Genomic DNA, 22,476 nt, shown 5'->3' on the forward strand with positions numbered 1-22,476 from the left:
CCTGACGGGTCGTGCCCAGGAATCCCGGTCATTGCTCCACCGGGCGGCATGTTCCGAACGACGGGTCAGCCGGTGCCGAAGCCGATCGCGAAGACGTGCAGACCTCCGCTGCCCACGTCCGACGGCAGACGCACGCCGCTGACCGTCTTGCCCGGGGCCAGCGCCACCGGCTTGGTGGCGAACACGTACGTCGTGGTGCCGTCGGACGAGGTACCGGTCTGGTTGCGGTACGACATGGTCACCGCGACGGTGTTGTCCGCGAGCGGCGAGGCGCTGCCCCCGCCGAGCGTCCAGTCGGAGAAGGCGAGCGGGACCGACTGGGTCGTGCCGTCGGTGTAGGTGACGGTCGCGGTGCCGGAGGACGGGCCGTTGTTGGCGGCCCCCAGGAACGAGATGCCGCCGGACCCGGACACCTGAACCGTCTGCCCGTTCGCCACGTAGTTGTCCGCCGCGCCGGACGCCACCTTCGGCCAGGTGAACGAGACGCCGCCCACGGTGACCTTGCCTCCCGGAGTGACTCCCTGGGCGGCCAGGGCGCGCGCGGAGTAGCTGTAGCCCGCGCCGTCGAAGTTCGCCGAGGCGGCGGCGGTGTCACCGGACGTGCCGACGTCGGTGTAGCCGGGCGAGCCCGGGTAGGAGCGCGGGGCCGCGGATGCGTCCGACGCCCAGGAGGTGTCGGCGGAGGCGCCGAGGACGTAGGTGAGGGTGCCGCCGCCGGTGAGGGCGCCGTCGGGTGCGTGCGCCTTGTTCCACGCCGTGCCGTTCCAGGTGGCCGACTGCACGTACGGAGCGTCGTCGGCGGCGCCGTCGCCGTTGACCGTGAGGGTGTGGCCGGACGGCAGGGTGATCACGGCCTGGGTGAACAGCGGGCTGCCCAGCGCCAGATCGGCGGTGCCCGGGGTCTCCGGGTACATGCCGAGGGCGGACCACACGTACCACGAGCTCATCTCGCCCAGGTCGTCGTTGCCGGCCAGGCCCGCGGGGCTGTCGGTCCAGATCTGGTCCTGGACCTGCCGCACGACCGCTTGCGTCCGGTACGGCCGGCCGATGTAGTCGTACTCCCAGGGGATGTTGAGGCTCGGCTCGTTGCCCAGGTTGGTGTAGCCGCCCGCGCCGGTCAGCGACGACAGGTCCGTGTCCAGGAACTTCGCCAGGGCCGCGTCGCCGCCCATGGCGGTGGCCAGCCCGTGCACGTTGAACGGCACCATCGGCGTATACTGCCAGGAGTCGCCCTCGACGAAGTTCTTGCCCGAGGTCGGCGAGAAGCCCGAGGTCCAGCTGCCCGAGGCGTCACGCGGCTGGACGAAACCGCTGCCGTAGTCGAACAGGTTCTGCCAGTCCTGGGCCCGGTCCGCGAACCGGCGCTGGTCGGCGGTGTGGCCGAGGGCACCGGCGAGCGCGGACAGGGCGAAGTCCGCCGAGTTGTACTCGAGTGTGGTGGAGGCCGCGCCGTAGAAGTTGCAGCAGGCGTACTTGCCATTGCTGGGCAACCGGCCGATCTGCTCGAGGTAGTTGAGGCCGGGCCGGTTGTTGTTGGTGGTGGTGGCCTCGGTGACCAGACCCTTGAGGGCGGCGGCGGTGTCGAAGTTCCGGGCCCCGAAGGCGTAGTAGTCGGCGATGATCTCGTCCGCGGGGTCGCCGACCATGACGTAGCTCTCGCCGTTGTTCTCCGACCACTTGGGGAACAGCCCGGTCTGTCGGTAGTCGTCCACCATCGACTGCGCGGTGTCGGAGGCGACGGCCGGGGCGAGCAGGGCTTCGAGCTGGGCCTGGGAGCGGTAGACGTCCCAGCCGGAGTAGTTGGCGTAGACGGCGTGGTGTCCCTTGTCGACGGTGTGTGGCTTGCCGTCGAAACCGGGATAGCGGCCGTTCGTGTCACTGATGACGTTCGGATGCAGCAGCGCGTGGTAGAGCGCCGTGTAGAAGACGGTCTGCTGCTGCGCCGTCCCGCCCGCGATCCGCACCCGGCCGAGGAGCGACTTCCAGGAGTCGTACGCCGCCGCGCGCACCGTGGCGAAGTCCCAGCCGCGGTTCTCCGCCGCACGGTTGCCCACCGCCCCGGCGGCCGACACGTAGGAGATGCCGACCTTGGCCTGAACGGTGCGGTGGGTGGTGGTGTCGAAGGTGACGTAGCCGTCGGTGCCGGACGCCCTGGTGGCGAAGGGGTGGGCCGCTCCGGGTACGACGCCGTGCAGCACGGGCTTGTTCGGCGCCTCGGGGGTGCTGGGCGAGGCGTTGATCCGGGGTGTGGTGTGCGTGGCGGCGGCCGGCGCGGTACCGCTCTGCCGGAACGGCTGGTCGAACACCATGTCGAAGTAGACGGTGTAGGCGTTGCCCTCGCCGCAGAAGTTGCCGCTGGTGACGTGGCCGCTCACTTCCTTGCTGTTGACCACGTGGAACTCGGCGTCGGTGTCGCCGTTCTGGCTGTTCGTCAGCTTGAGCAGGAGGTTCGCCCGGCTGGTGGCCGGGAAGGTGAAGCGGGCCATGCCGCTGCGGGGCGTCGCGGTCAGCTCGGTCTTGACGCCGTTGTCCAGCGACACCGTGTACGAGCCCGGTGCGGCGGACTCGTTCGTGTGCGAGAAGCTGTCCGTGGCGCGTGTGTCCACCGCGCCGACGGTCGGCAGTACGGGGATGTCACCGGCGGCCCGGCAGCCCGGTCCGGCGATATGGGTGAGGCTGAATCCGGTGATGGAGGAGTCGCTGTACTCGTAGCCGCCACCGTCCGGCTTGTGCGGGGTGTCGGGGCTCCACTGGACCATCCCGAACGGGGTGTCGGCGCCGGGGAAGTCGTCCGCGGCGTGCGAGGTCCCGATGAAGGGGTTCACGAGGGAGGCGGGGTCGGTGACCAGCCTGGCCGCGCCCGCCGCGGCGTGGGCCGGGGCGGCGGCGACGCCCACCACCAGGGCGCCGGCGGCCAGGACGGACGGGAGTCGGAAGGGGGGCAGAACTCGGGCCAGGAACAAGCGAGTTCTGCCGTGACTTCTGAGTCGTGTGGATCGTGTCATCGTGACCGTGTCCCTTCGACAACGTTGTCCCGAAAGCTGGTCCCTTCCGCCCCTGCTGTCAAGGACGCGCGGTGAAGAACCAGCCGGACGGCCGTCGAAAGGGGTCAGAACCGGCCTGAGGTCATGTCACATCAGCACAAAGGACCGGCGCGTCGACGCGCCGGTCCTTGCTGGGGAGGCCGGTCAGAGGATCTCCTCTTCCTCCGGGACCACGACCTTGTCGATCATCGACTGGATCTGCTCGGTCGGCAGGGCCACCGCCATCGCCCAGTAGTAGATGGCGAGGCTGAAGACGGCGGTGACGCCGATGTCCCACCACAGCGGGAACCAGGGGTGCTTGAGCGGCCCGAAGTCGCTGAGGTAGACGATGAGGCCCATGCCGACCAGATAGACGGGCAGCCACTGGGCGGCCCGCAGGTCGAGCTGGGGCGTGATCGGGTTCATCTTGAAGACGCGGTTGGCGACCAGGATGACGTAGCCGAGGAGGATGGCGACGCCCAGCTTCCAGTCGGTGGTCCACCCCGACCACAGGATCAGCAGGTTGGCGACGATGAAGGCGAGCGGCGACATCCAGCTGCCGCCGGGCAGCCGGTAGGGCCGGTGGGCGTCGGGCAGCCGGTTGCGGAACACCCCGAAGGACAGCGGCGCGGCGGCGTACATCAGCACGCTCGCGCTGGTGATCAGCCCGACGAGGGAGCGCCAGCTGGGGAACGGCAGGAAGCAGACGCAGCCGATCACGAACGCGGTGATCAGGCCGACCCAGGGGACACCGCGCGAGTTGGTGCGCTCGAACGCGGTGGGCACATAGCCGTTGCGGCTCAGGCCGAACGAGACCCGGGAGGAGGCGGTGATGTAGATCAGGCCGGTGCCCCCGGGGGAGACCACGGCGTCCAGATACAGGATCGTGGCCAGCCAGGCGAGGCTGATGAGCGTGGCGACCTGGGCGAAGGGGCCGCTCAGGGCGGTGAACGCGGAGGTGGCCCAGTGGCTGCCGATCTGCGAGGCGGGCAGCGCGGCGAGGAACACGACCTGCAGCAGGATGTAGATCAGGATGCCGATCACGATCGACCCGATCACCGCCCGCGGAATGTCCCGCTTGGGGTTGGCGCTCTCGCCGGCGAGCTGGTCGGCCTGCTCGAAGCCCAGCAGCGCGAAGATGATGCCGCTGGTGGAGACGGCGGACAGGATGCCCTTCGCGCCGTAGGGGTTGAAGCCGTCGGCCGCGGTAAAGTTGGCGGTGTGGAACTGGGCGATGGCGAACACGAAGATGGTCAGCAGCGGGATGCCGACCTTCCACCAGGTCGCGGCGCTGTTGGTGCGGGCCAGCAGCCGGATGCTGAGGAAGTTGACGGCGGTGATGACGGCCATCAGCCCGATCGCGACGGCGATGCCGGGCGGGGTCAGGACATGTTCGCCGCTCCTGACCTTCTCCCAGCCGTTCGCCCAGGAGTAGTGCTGGCCGTACGTGATCATCGCCAGCACCTCGATGGGCGCCACCGTGGCCGCCTGCAGCCAGGAGAACCAGCCGAAGGAGGCCCCGGCGGCGCCGCCGAAGGCGTAGTGCGGGAAGCGGGCGGTGCCGCCCGCCACCGGGTACATGCCGCCGAGCTCGGCGTGGACCAGCGCCAGGATGAGAATGGCGACGCCACCGATGGCCCAGGAGATGATCGCCGCCGGTCCGGCCGCCGCGAGCGCCCCCTGTGCGCCGAACAGCCAGCCGGATCCGATGATCGAGCCCTCCGAGGCCCAGATCAGCCCGATGAACCCGATCTCGCGCCTCAGTCCGGGCTTGTGGGTCGTCGGACCTGGCGTCGCCTCTGACACGGCCATGGCGCACACCCTCCCCATTAGGGTGATGTTCACCACCATCGTGCCACGCTGACGGGTCCATGGCGGTCGCGGTACGGCACCGGTTCCCGGCGGTCCGGGCCCGTCTGTCAACCGGCGCTGAGATGTGGGCCGGCCGGTGGGGCGCCGCTGACCGCCGCGCGGTACAGGGCCTGGGTGGCGGCCCCGAAGTAGGCGCTGTAGGAGACCTGGGGGGTGTTGCCGCCCGTGTGGTAGCCGCCGATGACTCCGATGACGGCCCAGCCGCCCGGCCAGGGCAGCAGCATGGGGCCGCCGCTGGTGCCGCCCACGAAGGCGTCGCAGGCGATGCGCGGGAACGCGCCCGGCTCGGCCGGGTCGTCGCTGTCCCACTTGGTGGTCCAGCTCCAGCACTCGATCGGCCTTTCCTTGCCCGCCGGGTAGCCGATCATCCGCACTGGGGCGTGGTAGTAACCGGTCCCGGTGAGCAGACGTACGCCGCCGACCGCGTCCTGGATCAGGGTGCCGTCCTCGTTGGGTTCGGTCACCGCGAAGGCGAAGTCGTACTCGGCACCGGCGTGCTCGCCCAGGTCGTAGTACTCCTGGGAGACGTAGACGCCGTTGGTCCGCACCGGGAAGATCCCGAACGGCTTGAGCGCGTCGTGGTACTGCGGGACGAAGGCCAGGTGCCGCTTGGGGGAGGTGCCGGCGTATCCCTTCAGGCAGTGCCCGGCGCTCAGCACCAGGTCGTGCCCGGGGCTGCGGACGACGGAGCCGCTGCAGGTGCGGCCGGTGCCGGTGGCATCGGTCCAGAAGAAGGTGCCGGTCTGCGGGAGGCCGTCGAAGCTCCGGCTGGGCGGGATGTACTCGCCCGGCTGCGGCCCGTCCACCGCGGGGGACACGGCGGGCGCCGCCGTACCGTTCTCGGTGCCCTTGAGTACGTCGGCCGGCAGGGCGGCGGCCATCCGGGCCGGCGTCCAGTAGGCGTTGAGCTGTTCGGCGACCGGGTTCGGGTCGGCCGTGGTGCTGTCGGCGGATGCCGTCGTGGTGAGTCCGGCACCGAGCAGAAGGGCTGCCGCGCAGCCGGCGGTGTATCGGACGAGTCTGGTCCCGAGCAACATCAGTTCCCCTCAGGGCGGCCGCAAGTGACGGCTCACCATAAGCCCGCCGCAGCGGGAGTCCCAGCCTCCCCGGCCGAATCCGGACCGCGTGTGTGTCGGGCAGCCGACGGGGTGTCAACTTCCGTCGGGCGCCCGGGTGTACGAAACGCGGGGGTGTCGCCCTCAGGACAGCGATCGGTGTGCGCTCTTGAGGGCGTTGCGGAAGTGGGTGATCTCCTCCGGGGCCAGGTCCTGGACCATGCGCTGCTCGAGGTGGCGGGCCGGTTCGGTGTAGTCGGTGAGGAGTTGGCGGCCGGTGGCGGTGAGGAGGATGACCTTCTCCCGGCGGTTGGCGGGGTTCGGCTCGCGGCGGATCAGGTCGCGGGCCTCCAGGCCGCGGACCATGTCGGCCATGGACTGGGCCGTGACGAAGGAGTCCCTGGCCAGCTGGGCGGCGGAGATGCCGTCGTGCCGTTCCAGCACCGTCAGGGCGGTGTACTGCAGGGCCGTGATACCGGCCGGCTTCAGCAGTTCCTCCAGGCGTGCGCGTACGACGAGTTCGGTGCGCTTGAGCAGATAGAGCAGCGAGGTGCCCGCCTCCGTACCCCGTATCGCTGTGGACTTCGCCGGTCGCGTCATGTCGTGCCTTCCCCGATGTCGATCCGATCCGCCACGGTCAGCCTAAGCCATTGACAGGAATCCTGTCGGAAGAGAACACTGGCGCGACCAACAGGATTCCTGTCGATCAGCCCCAGTGAGAACCCAGGAAGAGGCGCACTCATGGATCTGCACGGAAAGGTCGCCGTCGTCACCGGCAGCGGTCGTGGACTCGGTCTGGCCTACGCCCGGGCGCTCGCCGCGGCCGGAGCCGCCGTCGTCGTCAACGACGTCGACCCCGGCGCGGTCGACGCCGCCGTCGACGGCATCACCGCCGCGGGCGGCAGCGCGGTCGGCACGGTCGCCGCGGTGGGGGACAGCGAGGCGGCCGAGCGGCTCGTGGAGACCGCCGTGCGGGAGTTCGGGCGGCTCGACATCCTGGTCACCAACGCGGGCATCCTCCGCGACCGGGTGCTGTGGAAGATGACGGACGACGACTTCGACGCCGTCGTCAAGGTGCATCTGCGCGGCACCTTCACCTGCGCCCGCGCCGCTGCCGTGCGGATGCGCGAGCAGGGCACCGGCGGCCGTATCGTGCTGATCTCCTCCCCGGCCGGCCAGCGCGGCAACTTCGGCCAGACCAACTACGCGGCGGCCAAGGCCGGCATCGTCGCGATGGCGCGCACCTGGGCCCTGGAGCTGGCCAGGGCCGGCATCACCGTCAACGCCGTCGTGCCGGTGGCGGCCACCGAGATGACCAAGACCATCCCGGTCTTCGCGCCGCTCATCGAGGAGTCCGAGCGCACCGGCGAACCCCTGCCGGACTGGCTGCGCAAGGACGAGGGGCTCGGCACCGTGGAGGACGTCGCTGGCCTGATCACCTTCCTCGCCTCGGACGCCGCCAAGGACATCACCGGCCAGGCCATCGGCATCGGCGGCGACCGGCTGGCCCTGTGGGCGCACCCGCAGGAGAAGGCCGTCGCGTTCGCCGACGGCGGCTGGAGCGCCGACGCCATCGCCGAGCAGTGGCACGGCGGCGTGGGCGCCGAGCCCGAGACCTACGGCATCCCCGCTCCCCAGGCACCGGAGGCGTGACATGGGTGACCAGGTGATCGACGTCAGCGCACTGACCGCGATCGACGTCCACACCCACGCCGAGCTGTCGAAGGACGGACACGCCTCGCTGAGTCCCGAACTCCTCGGCGCCTCCGCGGAGTACTTCAAGGCGCACGGCCACCGGCAGCCCACCATCGAGGAGATGGCCGCCCACTACCGCGAACGCCGGATGGCCGCCGTGGTGTTCACGGTCGACGCCGAGCACGCCACCGGCCATCCGCGCATCGCCAACGAGGAGGTCGCCGACAGCTGCGCGGCCCACGCCGACGTCCTCATCCCGTTCGCCAGTGTCGACCCGCACAAGGGCCGGGCGGGCATACGGGAGGCCTGCCGCCTGGTGACCGAGTACGGGGTGCGCGGCTTCAAGTTCCACCCCAGCCTCCAGGGCTTCTCGCCCGACGACCGGATGGCCTATCCGCTGTACGAGGCCATCCAGGAACTCGGCGTACCCGCCCTGTTCCACACCGGCCAGACCGGCATCGGCGCCGGCCTCCCCGGTGGCGGCGGCATCCGGCTGAAGTACTCCGACCCGATGCTCATCGACGACGTGGCCGTGGACTTCCCCGAACTGCGGATCATCCTCGCGCACCCGTCGTTCCCCTGGCAGGACGAGGCGCTGGCCGTCGCCACGCACAAGCCGCACGTGTACATCGACCTGTCGGGCTGGTCACCGAAGTACTTCCCGCCGCAGCTGGTGCGCTACGCCAACACGCTGCTGAAGGACAAGGTGCTCTTCGGCTCCGACTACCCGGTCATCACCCCCGACCGCTGGCTCGCCGACTTCGCGGCCCTTGACATCAAGCCCGAGGTCAGGCCCAGGATCCTCAAGGACAACGCAGCCCGGCTGCTCGGCCTGCTCAAGGACTGAGGGAGACGCCGTGTTGAACCAAGGCATCGGCTCCTGGCCCGCCCGCCGGGCCCGCAAGACCCCGGACCGGATCGCGGTGGTCCACGAGGACGACGCGATCACCTACCGGGCCCTGCACCAGCGGGTCCTGCGCCTGGCCCACGCCCTGCGCGCCCTGGGCGTCGCACGCGGCGACCGCATCGCCTACCTGGGCCCCAACCACCCCGCCTACCTGGAGACGCTGTTCGCGGCCGGCGTGCTCGGCGCGGTTTTCGTCCCCCTCAACACCCGGCTCGCGGCGGCGGAGCTGGCGTACAACCTCGCCGACTCGGGAAGCACCGTGCTGGTGCACAGCCCCGAGCACACCGGGACGGCCACGGCGGCGGCGTCGGACACCGCAGTGCGCCACCGCATCACCCTCGGCCCGGCCGGGGCGGACTCCCTCGGCTACGACGACCTGCTCGCGGGCGCCGCGACCGGCCCGCTGGACGAGGCCGTCGCCCCGGACGACCCCTGCGTGATCATGTACACCTCCGGGACCACGGGCCGCCCCAAGGGTGCCGTCCTGACTCACGCCAACATCACGTGGAACAGCGTCAACGTCCTCATCGACAGCGACTTCGCCAGCGACGAGGTCACCCTGGTCGTCGCCCCGCTGTTCCACACCGCCGCGCTCAACATGACCTGCCTGCCCACCCTCCTCAAGGGCGGCCGCGTGATCCTGCTCGCCGCCTTCGACGCCGAGCGCGTGCTGGAGATCATCGAGCGCCGGCGCGTGACGTACATGTTCGGGGTGCCCACCATGTACGACGCCCTGGCCGCGCGCCCCCGGTGGGCGACGACGGACCTCTCCAGTCTGCGCACCCTCACCTGCGGCGGCGCGCCGGTGCCCGCCCGTACCATCGACACCTACCTGGCGCGCGGGCTGGCCTTCAGTCAGGGCTACGGGATGACCGAGGCGTCCCCCGGCGTCCTCTTCCTGGACCGCGAGCAGACCTCGGCGAAGGCGGGCTCCGCGGGCGTGCCGCACTTCTTCACCGACACGCGCGTGGTCCTCCCCGACGGGCGGGACGCGGGCCCAGGAGAGCGGGGCGAGATCCTCGTCAGCGGGCCCAACGTCATGACCGGTTACTGGCACCGCCCCGAGGACACCAGGGCCGCGGTCACCGACGACGGCTGGCTGCGCACCGGTGACGTCGCGCGCACCGACGAGGACGGCTACGCCTACATCGTCGACCGGGTCAAGGACATGTTCGTCTCGGGCGGCGAGAACGTGTACCCGGCCGAGGTCGAGGCCGCCCTGCTGACTCATCCCGCCGTACGTGAGTGCGCTGTCATCGGCGTACCGCACGAGGTCTGGGGCGAGGTCGGCCACGCGGTCCTCGTCCTGGAGCCCGGGGCCCGCGCCGACGCCGACGCCGACGAGATCCTCGCGCACGCCCGGACCCTGCTCGCCAAGTACAAGGTCCCGCAGACCGTGACCATCGCCGACAGCCTGCCCCGTACGGCCTCGGGAAAGATCGTCAAAGCCGCCGTACGCGCGTCCTACGCCCACCCCTAGCCCCTGAAAGGCGGAAACCCCCATGTCCCTCGAAGCCAACGGCCTCGAAGAGCTCCTCGCCCTCGCCGGCCGCGACCTCGGCCGCACCGACTGGCTGGAGATCACCCAGGAGCGCGTCAACACCTTCGCCGACGCCACCGACGACCACCAGTGGATCCACACCGATCCGCAACGGGCCAAGGAGGGCCCCTTCGGCGGCCCCATCGCCCACGGCTATCTCACCCTCTCCCTGATCATCCCGCTGTTCAGCGATCTGCTGCACATCACCGGCATCTCGATGAGCGTCAACTACGGCCTGGAGAAGGTCCGCTTCCCCAGTCCCGTGCCGGTCGGCGCGAAGATCCGGCTGCACGGGGTCGTCGACACGGTGGAGGAGATCAAGGGCAACGGCGTCCAGATGCTGCTGACCTTCACCGTCGAGGCCGAGGGGAACGCCAAGCCGGTGTGCGTGGCGCAGGCCGTGTACCGGCACTACGCCTGACGCGTCGCGTCGCCGCGCAGGCCCGCGACAAGGAGCGCGACCAGGCGGCGGGGGTCGTAGCGGGGGTCACTCTCCGCGCCGATGCAGAGGTTGCCGACGCCGCGCATGAGTTCATAGGCCTTCGGTCCGGGGCGGATCTCGCCGGCCGTGGCCGCGGTGTCGAGCAACTCGCCGCAGACAGGTACGAGCCGGTCGAGGAAGTACGTGTGCAGCGCCTCGAAGCCCGCGTTGTCCGACTGGAGTACGGCGGCGAGGCCGTGCTTGGTGACCAGGAAGTCCACGAAGAGGTCGATCCAGCGGGCGAGCGCGGCGTGCGGGCTCGCCGTGCTCGCCAGCAGGTCCGGGCCGGCCGCGGCGAGGCTCTCCACCTGGTGCCGGTAGACGGCGATGATGAGATCCGCGCGCGTCGGGAAGTGGCGGTAGATCGTCCCCAGTCCGACGCCCGCCCTGGCCGCGATGTCACGCACCGGCGCCTCCACGCCCGACGCCACGAACACCTCCGCCGCCGCGTCGAGCAGCGTCTCCTTGTTGCGCCGGGCGTCCCTGCGCCGGGACGCGCCCTTGTCGCCGTCGTTCACCGCGCCACTCCCTTCCCTCGGCATGCTTGCTAAACGGAACCGTGTTCCGTATCGTCATTTCCGGAACACAGTTCCGTTTGTCCATCGTACTGAGGAGAACGGTGATGCAGTACCGCACCCTGGGCCGCACCGGCGTACAGGTCAGCACCCTCGCGCTCGGCGCCATGAACTTCGGCGCGATCGGGCGCACCACCCAGGACGAGGCCACCGCCCTCGTCGACGCCGCCCTGGAAGCCGGGATCAACGTCATCGACACCGCCGACATGTACGGCGCCGGCGAGTCGGAGGAGATGGTCGGCAAGGCCATCGCCGGCCGCCGTGACGACATCGTGCTGGCCACGAAGGCGACCATGCCGATGGGCGACGAACGCAACCACCGGGGCAGTTCACGCCGCTGGCTGGTCACCGCACTGGACGACAGCCTGCGCCGGCTCGGCGTCGACCACGTCGACCTCTACCAGATCCACCGCTGGGACCCGAACACCAGCGACGAGGAGACGCTGTCGGCCCTGACCGATCTGCAACGCGCCGGAAAGATCCGCCACTTCGGCTCCTCGACCTTCCCGGCGTACCGCATCGTGCAGGCCCAATGGGCCGCCCGCGAGCACCGCTTGAGCCGCTACGTCACCGAACAGCCCAGCTACTCCCTCCTGCAGCGCGGCATCGAGGCCCATGTACTGCCGGTGGCCGAGGAGTACGGGCTCGGGGTGCTGGTGTGGAGCCCGCTGGCCTCGGGCTGGCTGTCGGGTGCCGTCCGCGCGGGCCAGGACATCACCACCCACCGCTCGGCGTTCATGCCACAGCGCTTCGACACCACCCTCCCCGCCAACCGCGCCAGGCTCGACGCCGTCGAGAAGCTGGCGAAGGTCGCGGACGAGGCCGGCCTGACGATGATCCAGCTCGCGCTCGGCTTCGTCACCGCCCATCCCGCCGTGACCAGCGCGCTCATCGGCCCCCGCACACTGGACCACCTGCACGCGCAACTCGCCGCCGCCGACACCGTGTTGTCCGCCGACGTCCTCGACGCCGTCGACGCGATCGTGGCCCCGGGCACCGACCTGGCCCCGCACGAGAAGTTCGACACCCCGCCCGCGCTGCTGGACCCGGCACTGCGCCGGCGCCGCTGACGCCCACGATTCACGAGGCACCCCTTGGCACCCACACCCCGACCCCGCTTCGGGATCATGACCGCCCCCATGCAGGTGTCGTACGACGACGTCCTGCGGGTCTGGCGCGAGGCGGACGCGATCCCCGAGATCGAGCACGCGTGGCTGTTCGACCACCTCATGCCGATCGCCGGCGACCCGAACGGCCCGATCCACGAAGGCTGGACACTGCTCGCGGCGCTGGCCGCACAGACGCGCCGGCTGCGGCTCGGCCTGCTGGTGACCAGCAACCGGTTCCGGCCGCCCGCGATGCTGGCCAAGATCGCCACGACGGTCGACGTCGTCTCCGGCGGCCGGCTCGACTTCGGCATCGGCGTCGGCTCGCGACCGCACCCGCCCGAGGCCCACCGCGAATACCCAGCCCACGGACTGCCCTTCACCGACCCCGCACAGGCCGTCGAGAGCCTCGCCGAGGCCTGCACGCTGATCCGCCGGCTGTGGACGGAGCCCGACCCCTTCGACTTCCACGGCACCCACCACCGGCTCACGGGGGCGTTCGCCAACCCCAAACCGGTACAGCGCCCCCATCCGCCGATCCTCGTCGGCGGCCGTTCCGCAGCGACCCTGCGCGTGGCGGCCGAGCACGCCGACCTCTGGAACATCCCGGGCGGCGACATCGAGGACGCCGTCCGCCGCAGCGCCCTGCTGGACCGCTACTGCACCGAGACCGGTCGCGACCCCGCCACGCTCACCCGCTCGATCCACCTGCCCGTCTCCTACGACGACCCCGGCACCACCCGGGCCGCGATCGCCGAAGCCCTCGACGCCGGCTTCCGGCACATCGTGCTCGGCCTGCCGGCGCCGTATCCGGACGGCGTCGCACGGTGGGCTGCGGACGAACTCATCGTCAAGTCGGCCTGAGTTCATGGGCTTTTGTCGTCGGTGCCCGCTGCGCGGCCGTGTGTATGATCACCGGCAAGGCGGGGTCGTAGCACAGAGGTAGTGCGCCGCGACAACATCTCGGAGGACGTCGGTTCGAATCCGACCGCCCCGCCCCTCTTCCCCACTCCCGTGGCCCTGCGGCCTCCCCGGCTGTCACAGATCCGGCACCTGTCCTGTCCTTCTGCTGTGCGCGCCCTGCGCACCGGAATCAGCGAACGGAGACAGTGATGAAGATCGTGGTCGTCGGCGGTACGGGGCTCATCGGATCGCAGGTGGTGGCGCTGTTGCGGGACCGTGGTCATGAGGCCGTGCCGGCCTCCCCCTCGACGGGTGTCGACATCCTGAGCGGGGAGGGGCTGGCGTCGGCCGTCAAGGGCGCGGACGTGGTCGTGGACGTGTCGAACTCGCCGTCGTTCGAGACGGAGGCGGCGCTGGACTTCTTCACGCGCTCGATGCGCAACCAGGCCGAGGCCGAGAAGGAGGCGGGCGTGCGGCATCACGTCGCGCTCTCCATCGTCGGCGTCGACCAGGTGCCCGACTACGGCTACTACCGGGCCAAGGTCGCCCAGGAGGACGCCGTACGCGGCTCCGGTGTCCCCTACAGCATCGTGCGCGCGACGCAGTTCTTCGAGTTCATCGCCCCGGTGATGGACATGACCACCCAGGGCACGGAGGTGCACCTGCCCTCCCTGCGGCTGCGTCCGATGGCCTCCGCCGATGTCGCCGCCGCCGTCGCCGGGGCGGCACAGGGCGAACCGTCGTACGGCGTACGGAACATCGCGGGCCCCGAAGTCCAGCGCCTCGACCGGCTCGGCGAGATCACCCTGGAGGTGAAGCCGGACGGCCGGCACGTCGTCACCGACGAGACCGCGAGTCCGTTCGCGGGCATGCCCGACGGGGTGCTCATCGGCGACGCCACGGCGCACCTCGCGGCCACCCGCTACGAGGAGTGGCTGGCGCGCCACTGACCGGCGCTACGGCCGCCCGGTGAACCGGTGTGCCGACCGCTCGTACGCCCTCAGCTTCTCGGGCGTCAGTATCCAGTAGAGGCGGTCGATGCCGTTCGGTCCCACGGTGACGGTGACCAGGGCGACGGCGGCCCCGTCCCGCGTGAGCAGCAGGACGGGCCGGCCGTTCGCCTCGGCCACGCCGTACTCGGCCCCGGGGAAGAACCTCTGGGCGAACGCGGTGATCCGGGCCACCCGCTCGGGCCCCGCGACCTCCAGCCGTGCCACGCCGCGCATGCCGCTGCCGTCGGCGTAGGAGACGACGTCGGCCGAGAGCACGTTCTCGAGCGCGGCGATGTCCCCGTGGCGCGCGGCGGCCACGAAGGCGTCGAGCAGGCGCCGGTGGTGGGCCGTGTCGACGGGGTCACGGCGTTCGGCGGCGAGCCGCTTGCGGGCCCGGCTGACGATCTGCCGGGTGTTGGCCTGGGTCAGCTGCAGGATCCCGGCGATCTCGTCGTAGGCGTACTCGAACGCCTCCCGCAGCACATAGGCGGCTCGCTCCACGGGATTCAGCTTCTGCAGGACCAGCAGCACGGCCAGCTCCAGCGCCTCGCCGCGCTCCGCGCCGACCTGCGGATCCACGCTGGTGTCCACGGGCTCCGGCAGCCACGGCCCGACGTAGGCCTCCCGGCGCACCCGGGCCGACTGGGCCACGTTGATCGCCAGCCGTGTGGTGGTCTTCGCCAGGAAGGCACCGGGATCCAGCACCGTGCTCCGGTCGGTGCCCTGCCAGCGCACCCACACGTCCTGCACCACGTCCTCGGCCTCGGACACGCTGCCCAGGACGCGGTAGGCGATGCCGAACAGCCGCGGGCGCAGCCGCTGGAACGCCTCCGCCGCCTCGTCCAGCGCTTCGTCGGTGAGCGGCCCTCGCTCGTCCATGCTGCCGATGCCTTTCGCAGGCGACCCTCGGGCCCGGCCGGGCGTGGCTCCGGCGCGCAAAGGCCCGCTCGCCGGGTGATCCTACGGCGGCCGCGCCACGAGAACCGGGAGGCCCGACGGGCAGCGGCCCCTGAGGTCAGTGTGCCCAGGCGGGGGTCCAGGTCTCGGCGTCGGAGTGGTCGAACCGCCCGGAGCGGAGGTGGGCGCGCAGCGCGGGAAGCGCCGGGTGCGGGTTGTCGCGGTGCCACAGGAGCGAGTGCCGGTAGACCGGCTCCGGGTCGCGCAGGGCGATCCGGCGCAGTCCGTGGTCGGCGGGCCAGACAAGGCGGACGCGGTCGGCGACGAACGTGGCCAGGGACCGGGAGTCGGCGATGGCGTCCAGCAGCGGCTCCGCGCCGAAGTCGGGGCCGGTGATCTCGATGGTGAGCCCGAACGCGGCGGCGAGGGCGTCGTAGTAGGCGGTCGACTCGCTGCCGGGGACGAGGCCGGGCATCCAGATCCGGTGCCCGGCGATGTCGGCGGGGGTGACCGCGCGGGCGGTGGCGAGCGGATGGGACGGTCCGGTGAGCAGCTGGATGGCCTCGTCGAAGGCGCGGACGGCTCCGATGTCGTCCGGGAGGCGCCGGCCGGGCATGGTGACGGCGCGGAAGGACGCGTCGATGGCGCCGGACCGGATGGCCTCGACGGCCGTGTCGACGTCCGGGAGGGTCACGACGTCGAGCTCGGTCTCGGGGTGCGCGCGGTGGAAGTCGCGCAGCACGTCGGCCGGGCCGAGCCGGCGGCCGATGACGTCGACGCGCAGCGCGCGACGGCCGGGACGGACAGAGGCGACCGCCCGCTCCTCGGCCCGCAGGAGTTCGTGGGCGTGGGGCAGGAACGCCTGGCCGTCGATGGTGAGCTCCGCGCCGCGCGCGGTGCGCGTGAACAGCCGTACGCCGAGCGCCTTCTCCAGCGCGGCGACGCGCTTGGAGACGGCCTGCTGGGTGACCGACAGCTCGGCGGCGGCGTCCTGGAACCGCCCCGCGTCGGCGACGGCCACGAAGGTGCGCACAGCGTCGAGATCCACGCGCTGCATGCTAACCGCCCGCGTACGGCCGTTCGGGCCGGCCGGTCTCAGGCGCGGCCGCGCAGCATCAGGTTCCAGTAGAGGAACGGCAGGCCGTACCGCTTGAGGTACCACATGTCCCGGCGCTCGTGGGTCGTGTCGATGAGGGGGAAGGTGGGGCGGTGTCGCAGGGTGTAGTCGAACTCGGCCAGCAGCATGCGGTGCCGTGACGTGGTGATCGGGCAGGAGGAGTAACCGTCGTACGAGGCGGGCAGCGGTCCGGCGCCCGCCAGGCTGGCGGCGACGTTCCGGGCGACGACCGGTGCCTGTTTGCGGATCGCGGCCCCGGTCTTGGAGTTGGGCGACGAACCGGCGTCGCCGAGGGCGAAGATCTCGGGGTGGCGCACATGCCGCAGGGTGTGCTGGTCGATCTCGACATAGCCGCCGGGGTCCGCCGGACCGGCCAGTGGACTCGCCTTGAGCCAGTCGGGCGCCGACTGAGGGGGCACGAGGTGCATCATGTCGAAGCGGATCGACTCCTCGGCGCCGGAGGTGTGGTCGACGACGAGCGCGTCGCGGCCGTCCGGGTCCACCTCGACCAGCTCGCTGTTCCTGCGCACCTCGATGCCGTAGCGGGCCGCGACCCGCTCCAGCTCTGCGGCGAACACGGGAACGCCGAACATCCCCGGCGTGGGCAGCACCAGCACCACCCGGATGTCCTTCAGCACGCCCCGCTCGCGCCAGTGGTCCGCGGCGAGATAGGCGATCTTCTGGGGCGCCCCACCGCACTTGATCGGCCCGGCCGGCATGGTGAACACGGCCGTGCCCGAGCGCAGGGAGCGGATCAAGTCCCAGGTCTTGGGCGCCAGTTCGTAGGTGTAGTTGCTGGAGGTGTGCGGCGCGGCGACGGCCTGTGCCATGCCGGGCACCTTGTCCCAGTCGAGCTGGATTCCCGGGCAGACGACGAGCCGGTCGTAGCCGAGGGTCCGTCCGTCGGCGGTGCCGACCGTCCGCCCGTCGGGGTCCACGCTCTCGGCGTGGGCGCGGATCCAGGAGACGCCCCTCGGTAACACCGACCGCTGGGGGCGGGCGCTCGCCCGAACGCCGGCCCGCCCGCCGCCGACCAGGGTCCACAGCGGCTGGTAGTAGTGCGTGGCGGAGGGCTCGAGGAGCCCGATGTCGCGGATGCCGAGGCGCAACAGCCGGGCCGCCACGCTGACGCCGGCACTTCCCCCGCCCACGATCAGGACCTTGTGGTGAGCGTCGATGGTCATGTACGCCTTCCCCTTCGCGTCCGTCCGAGCTAATGTACGTACATTAGTTCTCCAAATGTACGTACACAAGGGATGGGATCATGGGTGAGGAACCCGCGGCCCCGGCCGGCCGGGGCGCGCGCCCCCGGGCGGGCCGGGGCGGGACTCCGCTGTGGCGTCATGTGCGTGACGACCTCAGGACCCGGCTGGAGCAGGGCGAGTTCACCGACTCCTTCCCCGGCGAGAACGAGCTGACCGCCCGGTACGGGGTCAGCCGGCACACCGTCCGCGAGGCCCTGCGCGAGCTGCGGGAGGCGGGCCTGGTCACTGCGGCGAAGGGACGCCGGCCGCGCCCGGTCGGCGAGGCCGTCATAGAGCAGCCCGTCGGCGCCCTCTACAGCCTGTTCGCCTCGGTCGAGGCGGCGGGGCTCGAACAGCGCAGCATCGTCCGCACCCTCGACATCCGCGCGGACGCGCATGTGGCGGTGCGTCTGGGGCTGGAGGAGTCGACGCCGCTGCTGTATCTGGAGCGCATCCGGCTGGCCGACGGCGAACCGCTGGCCCACGACAAGGTGTGGCTGCCGGCCTCGGACGCCCGCGCGCTGCTCGACGCCGACTTCGGCCATACGGCGCTCTATGACGAACTCGCCGACCGGTGCGGCCTGCGCCTGGTCGGCGGCGAGGAACGCATCAAGGCCGTCGTCCCGACCGCCGCCGAACAGAGGCTGCTCGACCTGCCCGAGGGCGTGGCCGCGTTCTCCGTCGAGCGGCTCGGCCGCACGCACGGCCGCCCGGTCGAGTGGCGCACCACCCTCGTCCGCGGCGACCGGTTCAGCGTCGTGGCCCAGTTCGACGCACGGGCCGGCTACCGCCTCGACCCGGCGGGAGACCGGTTCACGCGCTCGGGCCGGAGCGTACGGCGGCTCGACGCGGTGCGGTGACCAGGCGGTACCGGGAGGGTGGGTCCGTCGTCCTCGCGTCCTCGTGACGGGTGGGTCCGAGTGGAGGGAATGTCTGAGATGGTCTTCGTCGACACGATCGAGGTGGCGGGGCTCGGCAACCGCGGTTACCTGGCGGGCGGTGCGCGTACGGCCGTGGCCGTCGACCCGCCGCGCGACGTCGACCGCGTGCTGGCGGCCGCGGCCCGCAGGGGCGTGCGCATCTCGCAGGTCGTCGAGACCCACATCCACAACGACTACGTGACCGGCGGCCTGGAACTCGCCCGGCTCACGGGCGCCGCCTATCTCGTGCCGGCCGGGGCCACCGTGTCCTTCGCCCGGACACCCGTGCACGACGGCGACCGCACGGCCATCGACGCCGGCCTCGCCCTGCGGGCGCTGGCGACACCCGGGCACACCCCGCACCACACCGCGTACGCCCTCGAGGAGAACGGCACGGCGGTCGCCGTGTTCACCGGAGGCTCGCTGCTGATCGGCACTGTCGGCCGTCCCGACCTGGTCGAGCCCCGCCTGACCGGGAGCCTCGCCCGCGCCCAGCACGCCTCCGCGCACCGCCTCGCCGCCGAACTTCCCGACACCGCCCGCGTGTTGCCCACCCACGGATTCGGCAGCTTCTGCTCCGCCGGCCGTACCGGGGGCGACGAGACCACCATCGGCAAGGAGAAGGCGTCGAACGACGCGCTCACCCAGGAATCCGACACCTTCATCACCCGCATGCTCGCGGGCCTCGACGACATCCCCGCGTACTACGCCCACATGGGCCCCGCCAACTCCGCCGGACCGGCCCCGGTCGACCTCACCGCGCCCGCGCCGGCCGACGCCGAGGAGATCGCGGCGCGCCTGGCCGCGGGGGAGTGGGTGGTGGACCTGCGCAGCCGGATCGCGTTCGCCGAAGGACATGTCGCCGGCACCTACAACTTCGAGGCCGACGGCCAACTCGCCACCTACCTGGCCTGGTTGATCCCCTGGGGCAAGCCGGTCACACTCCTGGCCGAGTCGGCCAGGCAACTGGCCGCCGCACAGCGCGAGTTGGTGCGCGTCGGCATCGACCGCCCGGCCGCCGCGGCCGCCGGCGGCCCGTCGGCCTGGACGAGCGAGGGCGCAGCCCTGGCCGCCTTCCCCCGGGCCGGCTTCGCGGACCTCGCCGCACGGCACCCGGCGCAGGGTCTGGTCGTGCTGGACGTACGGCGTGCCGCCGAGCGGGCCGCCGGATGCGTCGAGGGCTCCGTCCACATCCCGCTGCACACCCTGCACCGGCGCCTGGGCGAGGTACCGCCCGGTGAGGTGTGGGTGCACTGCGCGGGCGGCATGCGCGCCGCCATCGCCGCCTCGCTGCTGGACGCGGCGGGCCGGGACGTCGTCGCGGTGGACGACTCCTTCACCGTGGCCGAGGCGGCGGGACTACCCCTGCGTACCGCCTGAGCCCGCCCGGAGACCGGATCGACCCACCACCCCACCGGAGGCGAGGACCGCCCATGCAGACATCCCCGTCCGGCACCGGCCGGATCACCGTGACGGAAGCGGCCGAACGCACCGGGTACGGCGTCGCGGGCGGAGCCGGCCGCCCCGCAGGTACGTCCGTCCTGCTGGACGTGCGGGAACGGGACGAGTGGGACGCGGGCCATGCGCCCGGAGCCGTACACCTCTCCCTCACCCGGCTCTGCGAAGGGGTGCCGCTGCCTCCCGAGGCCCAGGGGCGGCGCCTGGTCGTGATCTGCCGCTCGGGCAACCGGTCCCGGACGGCCGCCGGCATGCTGAGCACCCACGGTGTCGAGGCCGTCGACGTGATCGGCGGGATGCGGGACTGGGCGGAGGCCGGGCTGCCGGTGGTCGACTCGCGGGGCCTGCGCGGTACGGTCGCGTGACCGCCCTGATCCTCGCCCTCGCGGCCGGCGCCGTGATCGGACTGTCCCTCGGCGCGCTCGGCGGCGGTGGCAGTGTCCTGGCCGTACCCGCCCTGATCTATCTGCTCGGCTTCACCCCCGTGGCGGCCACGACGGCCGGACTCGTCATCGTGGCCCTCACCTCGGCGACCGCCCTGACCGCGCACGCCCGTCACGGCCATGTCCGCTGGCGCACGGGGCTGCTCTTCGCGGCGGCCGGGACCGGCCCGGCGATGCTGGGCTCCGCCCTGGCCGCGAACCTCCCGGCGGGCGCCCTGTCGGCGGGCTTCGCGACGGTCGCCGCGGTCGCGGCGGTGCGCATGCTCCGGCCGGGCCGGGCGGACGACGCCGTGCGGGAGACCAGGCCCGGGCACGCGGCAGCGGCCGGCGCCGGACTCGGCGCGGTGACCGGAGTCCTCGGAGTGGGCGGAGGCTTCCTCGCCGTACCGGCCCTCGTGAGCGTCCTCGGACTTCGCATGCGCGAAGCGGTGGGCACCAGCCTGCTGGTCATCACCGTCAACTCCCTGGCAGCGCTCGGGCTGCGCGGTGGCACCGTGGACCACCTGGACTGGACGGTCGTCGCCCCCTTCGCCGGCGCCGCGGTCCTGGGGGCCTGGGACGGCAGGCGGCTGGCGGCGAAGCTGAAGGGAAGCACACTGCAACGGGCCTTCGCCGTGGCACTGCTGGCCGTGGCCGTTTCCATGTTCGTCGACGCGGTGCTCTGACGGCGGATCGGCGGCGGCCGGTCCACGGGAAGCGCCCCCGCTTGTTGGGACGTCCTGACAAACCTATTGACATCACCCAAGGGGCGCTTCATAGTGCGGGTCACTAGATCGCGCTAGTGAAGCGCTCTAGTGCCTCGACAAGCGGCACAACACCCCAGGCTGTCGCCCACACAACCCCTCCGCCGCACACGGCGCTCCCCGACAACACGCATGCCTCGCCAGGACGAACGAGGCCTCCTTGTCACGACAGAAATCCCACTTTTTCCTACTCTGATGAGCACAGTGAGGTGCAAGGGACATGCACAGAAACCGCCGAGCCGCCATTTTGACCGCCACGGTTGTCGTCGGCGCCCTGTTCGCCGCGGGCTGTTCCAGCAGCCATGGCGGCAAGAAGTCCGAGGAAGGCGGCGCGACGGTCTCCGCCGGCAAGGCCACCACCCCGCGGATGACCGTGGCCATGGTCACGCACGCCTCTCCCGGTGACACCTTCTGGGACCTGATCCGCAAGGGCGCCCAGGCCGCTCCGCGAAGGACAACATCAAGCTCGTCTACTCGTCCGACCCGAACGCGGGCAACCAGGCGAACCTGGTGCAGAACGCCATCGACCAGAAGGTGGACGGCATCGCGCTCACCGCCGCCAAGCCCGAGGCGATGAAGGACGTCGTGGCCAAGGCCAAGGCGGCCGGTATCCCGGTCGTCGGCTTCAACTCCGGTGTCAGCGGCTGGAAGAAGCTCGGCATGCTCGAGTACTTCGGCCAGGACGAGAACATCGCCGGCCAGGCCTTCGGTCAGCGCCTCAACCAGCTGGGCGCCAAGCACGCGCTCTGCGTGATCCAGGAGCAGGGACAGGTTGCCCTGGAGGCCCGCTGCGCCGGCCTGAAGAAGGGCTTCAGCGGCACGACGGACACCATCTACGTCAACGGCACCGACATGCCGTCCGTGAAGTCCACGATCACCGCCAAGCTCAAGCAGGACTCCTCCATCGACCAGGTCGTCACCCTCGGCGCGCCCATCGCCCTGACCGCCGTGCAGTCGGTGGGCGATGCGGGCAGCAAGGCCAAGATCGCGACCTTCGACCTCAACAAGGACCTGGTCAAGGCCGTGCAGACCGGGTCCGTGGAGTTCGCGGTCGACCAGCAGCCGTATCTGCAGGGCTACCTCGCCGTGGACGCCCTGTGGCTCTACAAGTACAACGGCAACGTCAGCGGAGGTAGCACCGCGCCCGTGCTGACCGGTCCGGCCTTCGTCGACAAGTCCAACGTCGACCAGGTCGCCGAGTTCGCCGCGAAGGGCACCCGCTGATGAGTACGGCCCGGCATGCCGAGCCGGCGGTGACCGCACCGCCGGCCCCCGGCCCGCAGCAGACCGACGGCCGCACCTCCGAACGCCCGCTGGCGCTGCGGCTGTTGGCCCGCCCCGAAGTGGGCGTCCTCCTCGGCGCCGCCGCCGTACTGGTCTTCTTCCTGATCGCCGCGCCCTCGGTCCGCGAGGGCAGCTCGATGGCCACGATCCTCTACCAGTCCTCGACCATCGGCATCATGGCTCTTCCGGTGGCCCTGCTGATGATCGGTGGCGAGTTCGAC

At 71.4% G+C, this 22,476-nt stretch carries 19 protein-coding genes, 1 tRNA gene and 2 pseudogenes; 14 read left to right on the forward strand and 8 right to left on the reverse strand.

Translation table 11 applies throughout. The annotated features are described in order from the left end of the window. Positions 1-65: 65 nt before the first annotated feature. The 4 genes from ACH47Z_RS31000 to ACH47Z_RS31015 all read right to left on the reverse strand — a co-directional run bounded on the left by ACH47Z_RS31000 (position 66) and on the right by ACH47Z_RS31015 (position 6,550). The gene (locus tag ACH47Z_RS31000) at positions 66-2,963 is read right to left on the reverse strand and encodes a lectin (RefSeq protein WP_399079518.1); all 2,898 of its coding nucleotides are present in this window, start codon (positions 2,961-2,963) and stop codon (positions 66-68) included. Between the two features lie 225 nt (positions 2,964-3,188). Next, the gene (locus tag ACH47Z_RS31005; RefSeq protein WP_399079520.1) at positions 3,189-4,835 is read right to left on the reverse strand and encodes an APC family permease; all 1,647 of its coding nucleotides are present in this window, start codon (positions 4,833-4,835) and stop codon (positions 3,189-3,191) included. Between the two features lie 107 nt (positions 4,836-4,942). Then, positions 4,943-5,932: a trypsin-like serine peptidase gene (locus ACH47Z_RS31010; RefSeq protein ID WP_399079522.1), complete on the reverse strand. Its 990-nt coding sequence runs from the start codon at positions 5,930-5,932 to the stop codon at positions 4,943-4,945. A 162-nt stretch (positions 5,933-6,094) separates the two neighbouring features. Continuing rightward, positions 6,095-6,550: a MarR family winged helix-turn-helix transcriptional regulator gene (locus ACH47Z_RS31015; RefSeq protein WP_399079524.1), complete on the reverse strand. Its 456-nt coding sequence runs from the start codon at positions 6,548-6,550 to the stop codon at positions 6,095-6,097. A gap of 141 nt (positions 6,551-6,691) precedes the next feature. On the opposite strand from ACH47Z_RS31015, the gene ACH47Z_RS31020 reads away from it, so the two are divergent. Genes ACH47Z_RS31020 through ACH47Z_RS31035 form a run of 4 tightly spaced genes read left to right on the forward strand, consistent with a single transcriptional unit; the run spans position 6,692 to position 10,513 of the window. Further along, the gene (locus ACH47Z_RS31020; RefSeq protein WP_399079527.1) at positions 6,692-7,603 is read left to right on the forward strand and encodes an SDR family oxidoreductase; all 912 of its coding nucleotides are present in this window, start codon (positions 6,692-6,694) and stop codon (positions 7,601-7,603) included. Positions 7,604-7,619: 16 nt separating this feature from the next. After that, positions 7,620-8,492: an amidohydrolase family protein gene (locus ACH47Z_RS31025; protein WP_399079580.1), complete on the forward strand. Its 873-nt coding sequence runs from the start codon at positions 7,620-7,622 to the stop codon at positions 8,490-8,492. A 10-nt stretch (positions 8,493-8,502) separates the two neighbouring features. After that, complete coding sequence (locus tag ACH47Z_RS31030) at positions 8,503-10,032, forward strand: long-chain fatty acid--CoA ligase (protein ID WP_399079529.1); 1,530 nt, start codon at positions 8,503-8,505, stop codon at positions 10,030-10,032. Positions 10,033-10,054: 22 nt separating this feature from the next. Then, positions 10,055-10,513, forward strand: a complete 459-nt coding sequence (locus ACH47Z_RS31035; RefSeq protein WP_399079531.1) for a MaoC family dehydratase — start codon at positions 10,055-10,057, stop codon at positions 10,511-10,513. On the opposite strand, the gene ACH47Z_RS31040 is transcribed toward ACH47Z_RS31035, so the two are convergent. Beyond that, positions 10,504-11,091: a TetR/AcrR family transcriptional regulator gene (locus ACH47Z_RS31040; protein WP_399079533.1), complete on the reverse strand. Its 588-nt coding sequence runs from the start codon at positions 11,089-11,091 to the stop codon at positions 10,504-10,506. The two genes, ACH47Z_RS31035 and ACH47Z_RS31040, sit on opposite strands and share 10 nt — an antisense overlap. A gap of 104 nt (positions 11,092-11,195) precedes the next feature. Here ACH47Z_RS31040 and ACH47Z_RS31045 point away from each other — a divergent pair, with 104 nt between their 5' ends. The 4 genes from ACH47Z_RS31045 to ACH47Z_RS31060 all read left to right on the forward strand — a co-directional run bounded on the left by ACH47Z_RS31045 (position 11,196) and on the right by ACH47Z_RS31060 (position 14,107). Next, complete coding sequence (locus ACH47Z_RS31045; protein WP_399079535.1) at positions 11,196-12,218, forward strand: aldo/keto reductase; 1,023 nt, start codon at positions 11,196-11,198, stop codon at positions 12,216-12,218. Between the two features lie 57 nt (positions 12,219-12,275). After that, positions 12,276-13,118 (forward strand): LLM class flavin-dependent oxidoreductase, encoded by an 843-nt coding sequence (locus ACH47Z_RS31050; protein WP_399079537.1) that lies wholly within the window; start codon positions 12,276-12,278, stop codon positions 13,116-13,118. A gap of 59 nt (positions 13,119-13,177) precedes the next feature. Next, positions 13,178-13,252 (forward strand) — tRNA-Leu (locus ACH47Z_RS31055). A gap of 114 nt (positions 13,253-13,366) precedes the next feature. Continuing rightward, a complete protein-coding gene (locus tag ACH47Z_RS31060; RefSeq protein WP_399079539.1) occupies positions 13,367-14,107 on the forward strand; it encodes an SDR family oxidoreductase in 741 nt (246 codons plus the stop codon). A 6-nt stretch (positions 14,108-14,113) separates the two neighbouring features. On the opposite strand, the gene ACH47Z_RS31065 is transcribed toward ACH47Z_RS31060, so the two are convergent. The 3 genes from ACH47Z_RS31065 to ACH47Z_RS31075 form a co-directional block, all read right to left on the reverse strand. Beyond that, the gene (locus ACH47Z_RS31065) at positions 14,114-15,028 is read right to left on the reverse strand and encodes a sigma-70 family RNA polymerase sigma factor (RefSeq protein WP_399079541.1); all 915 of its coding nucleotides are present in this window, start codon (positions 15,026-15,028) and stop codon (positions 14,114-14,116) included. A gap of 136 nt (positions 15,029-15,164) precedes the next feature. Beyond that, the gene (locus ACH47Z_RS31070; protein WP_399079543.1) at positions 15,165-16,094 is read right to left on the reverse strand and encodes a LysR family transcriptional regulator; all 930 of its coding nucleotides are present in this window, start codon (positions 16,092-16,094) and stop codon (positions 15,165-15,167) included. Between the two features lie 47 nt (positions 16,095-16,141). Continuing rightward, complete coding sequence (locus ACH47Z_RS31075; protein ID WP_399079546.1) at positions 16,142-17,347, reverse strand: FAD/NAD(P)-binding oxidoreductase; 1,206 nt, start codon at positions 17,345-17,347, stop codon at positions 16,142-16,144. 80 nt (positions 17,348-17,427) lie between these two features. On the opposite strand from ACH47Z_RS31075, the gene ACH47Z_RS31080 reads away from it, so the two are divergent. The 6 genes and pseudogenes from ACH47Z_RS31080 to ACH47Z_RS31105 form a co-directional block, all read left to right on the forward strand. Continuing rightward, a complete protein-coding gene (locus ACH47Z_RS31080) occupies positions 17,428-18,267 on the forward strand; it encodes a GntR family transcriptional regulator (protein WP_399079548.1) in 840 nt (279 codons plus the stop codon). A gap of 78 nt (positions 18,268-18,345) precedes the next feature. Then, on the forward strand, positions 18,346-19,707 hold the full coding sequence (locus ACH47Z_RS31085; protein WP_399079582.1) for a rhodanese-like domain-containing protein: 1,362 nt from the start codon (positions 18,346-18,348) through the stop codon (positions 19,705-19,707). Between the two features lie 53 nt (positions 19,708-19,760). Then, positions 19,761-20,150 carry a rhodanese-like domain-containing protein gene (locus ACH47Z_RS31090; RefSeq protein WP_399079550.1) on the forward strand — a complete coding sequence of 130 codons (390 nt, stop codon included), beginning with the start codon at positions 19,761-19,763 and terminating at the stop codon, positions 20,148-20,150. After that, positions 20,147-20,893: a sulfite exporter TauE/SafE family protein gene (locus ACH47Z_RS31095; RefSeq protein ID WP_399079552.1), complete on the forward strand. Its 747-nt coding sequence runs from the start codon at positions 20,147-20,149 to the stop codon at positions 20,891-20,893. The genes ACH47Z_RS31090 and ACH47Z_RS31095 overlap by 4 nt, the downstream gene beginning before the upstream one ends. Before the next feature lie 298 nt (positions 20,894-21,191). Further along, positions 21,192-22,195, forward strand: a pseudogene (locus ACH47Z_RS31100) (substrate-binding domain-containing protein). Then, positions 22,195-22,476: pseudogene (locus ACH47Z_RS31105) on the forward strand (ABC transporter permease); the annotation flags it as partial. The pseudogenes ACH47Z_RS31100 and ACH47Z_RS31105, both read left to right, overlap by 1 nt.

It is taken from the genome of Streptomyces sp. NPDC020192, assembly GCF_044388685.1.
GTDB lineage: Bacteria > Actinomycetota > Actinomycetes > Streptomycetales > Streptomycetaceae > Streptomyces.

Coding starts and splice junctions, on each gene's coding strand:
- ACH47Z_RS31050 (WP_399079537.1), top strand. CDS start 12,276: ATGACCGCCCCCATGCAGGTGTCGTACGACGACGTCCTGCGGGTCTGG.
- ACH47Z_RS31080 (WP_399079548.1), top strand. CDS start 17,428: ATGGGTGAGGAACCCGCGGCCCCGGCCGGCCGGGGCGCGCGCCCCCGG.
- ACH47Z_RS31015 (WP_399079524.1), bottom strand. CDS start 6,550: ATGACGCGACCGGCGAAGTCCACAGCGATACGGGGTACGGAGGCGGGC.
- ACH47Z_RS31045 (WP_399079535.1), top strand. CDS start 11,196: ATGCAGTACCGCACCCTGGGCCGCACCGGCGTACAGGTCAGCACCCTC.
- ACH47Z_RS31035 (WP_399079531.1), top strand. CDS start 10,055: ATGTCCCTCGAAGCCAACGGCCTCGAAGAGCTCCTCGCCCTCGCCGGC.
- ACH47Z_RS31065 (WP_399079541.1), bottom strand. CDS start 15,028: ATGGACGAGCGAGGGCCGCTCACCGACGAAGCGCTGGACGAGGCGGCG.
- ACH47Z_RS31085 (WP_399079582.1), top strand. CDS start 18,346: ATGGTCTTCGTCGACACGATCGAGGTGGCGGGGCTCGGCAACCGCGGT.
- ACH47Z_RS31090 (WP_399079550.1), top strand. CDS start 19,761: ATGCAGACATCCCCGTCCGGCACCGGCCGGATCACCGTGACGGAAGCG.
- ACH47Z_RS31005 (WP_399079520.1), bottom strand. CDS start 4,835: ATGGCCGTGTCAGAGGCGACGCCAGGTCCGACGACCCACAAGCCCGGA.
- ACH47Z_RS31075 (WP_399079546.1), bottom strand. CDS start 17,347: ATGACCATCGACGCTCACCACAAGGTCCTGATCGTGGGCGGGGGAAGT.
- ACH47Z_RS31060 (WP_399079539.1), top strand. CDS start 13,367: ATGAAGATCGTGGTCGTCGGCGGTACGGGGCTCATCGGATCGCAGGTG.
- ACH47Z_RS31020 (WP_399079527.1), top strand. CDS start 6,692: ATGGATCTGCACGGAAAGGTCGCCGTCGTCACCGGCAGCGGTCGTGGA.
- ACH47Z_RS31010 (WP_399079522.1), bottom strand. CDS start 5,932: ATGTTGCTCGGGACCAGACTCGTCCGATACACCGCCGGCTGCGCGGCA.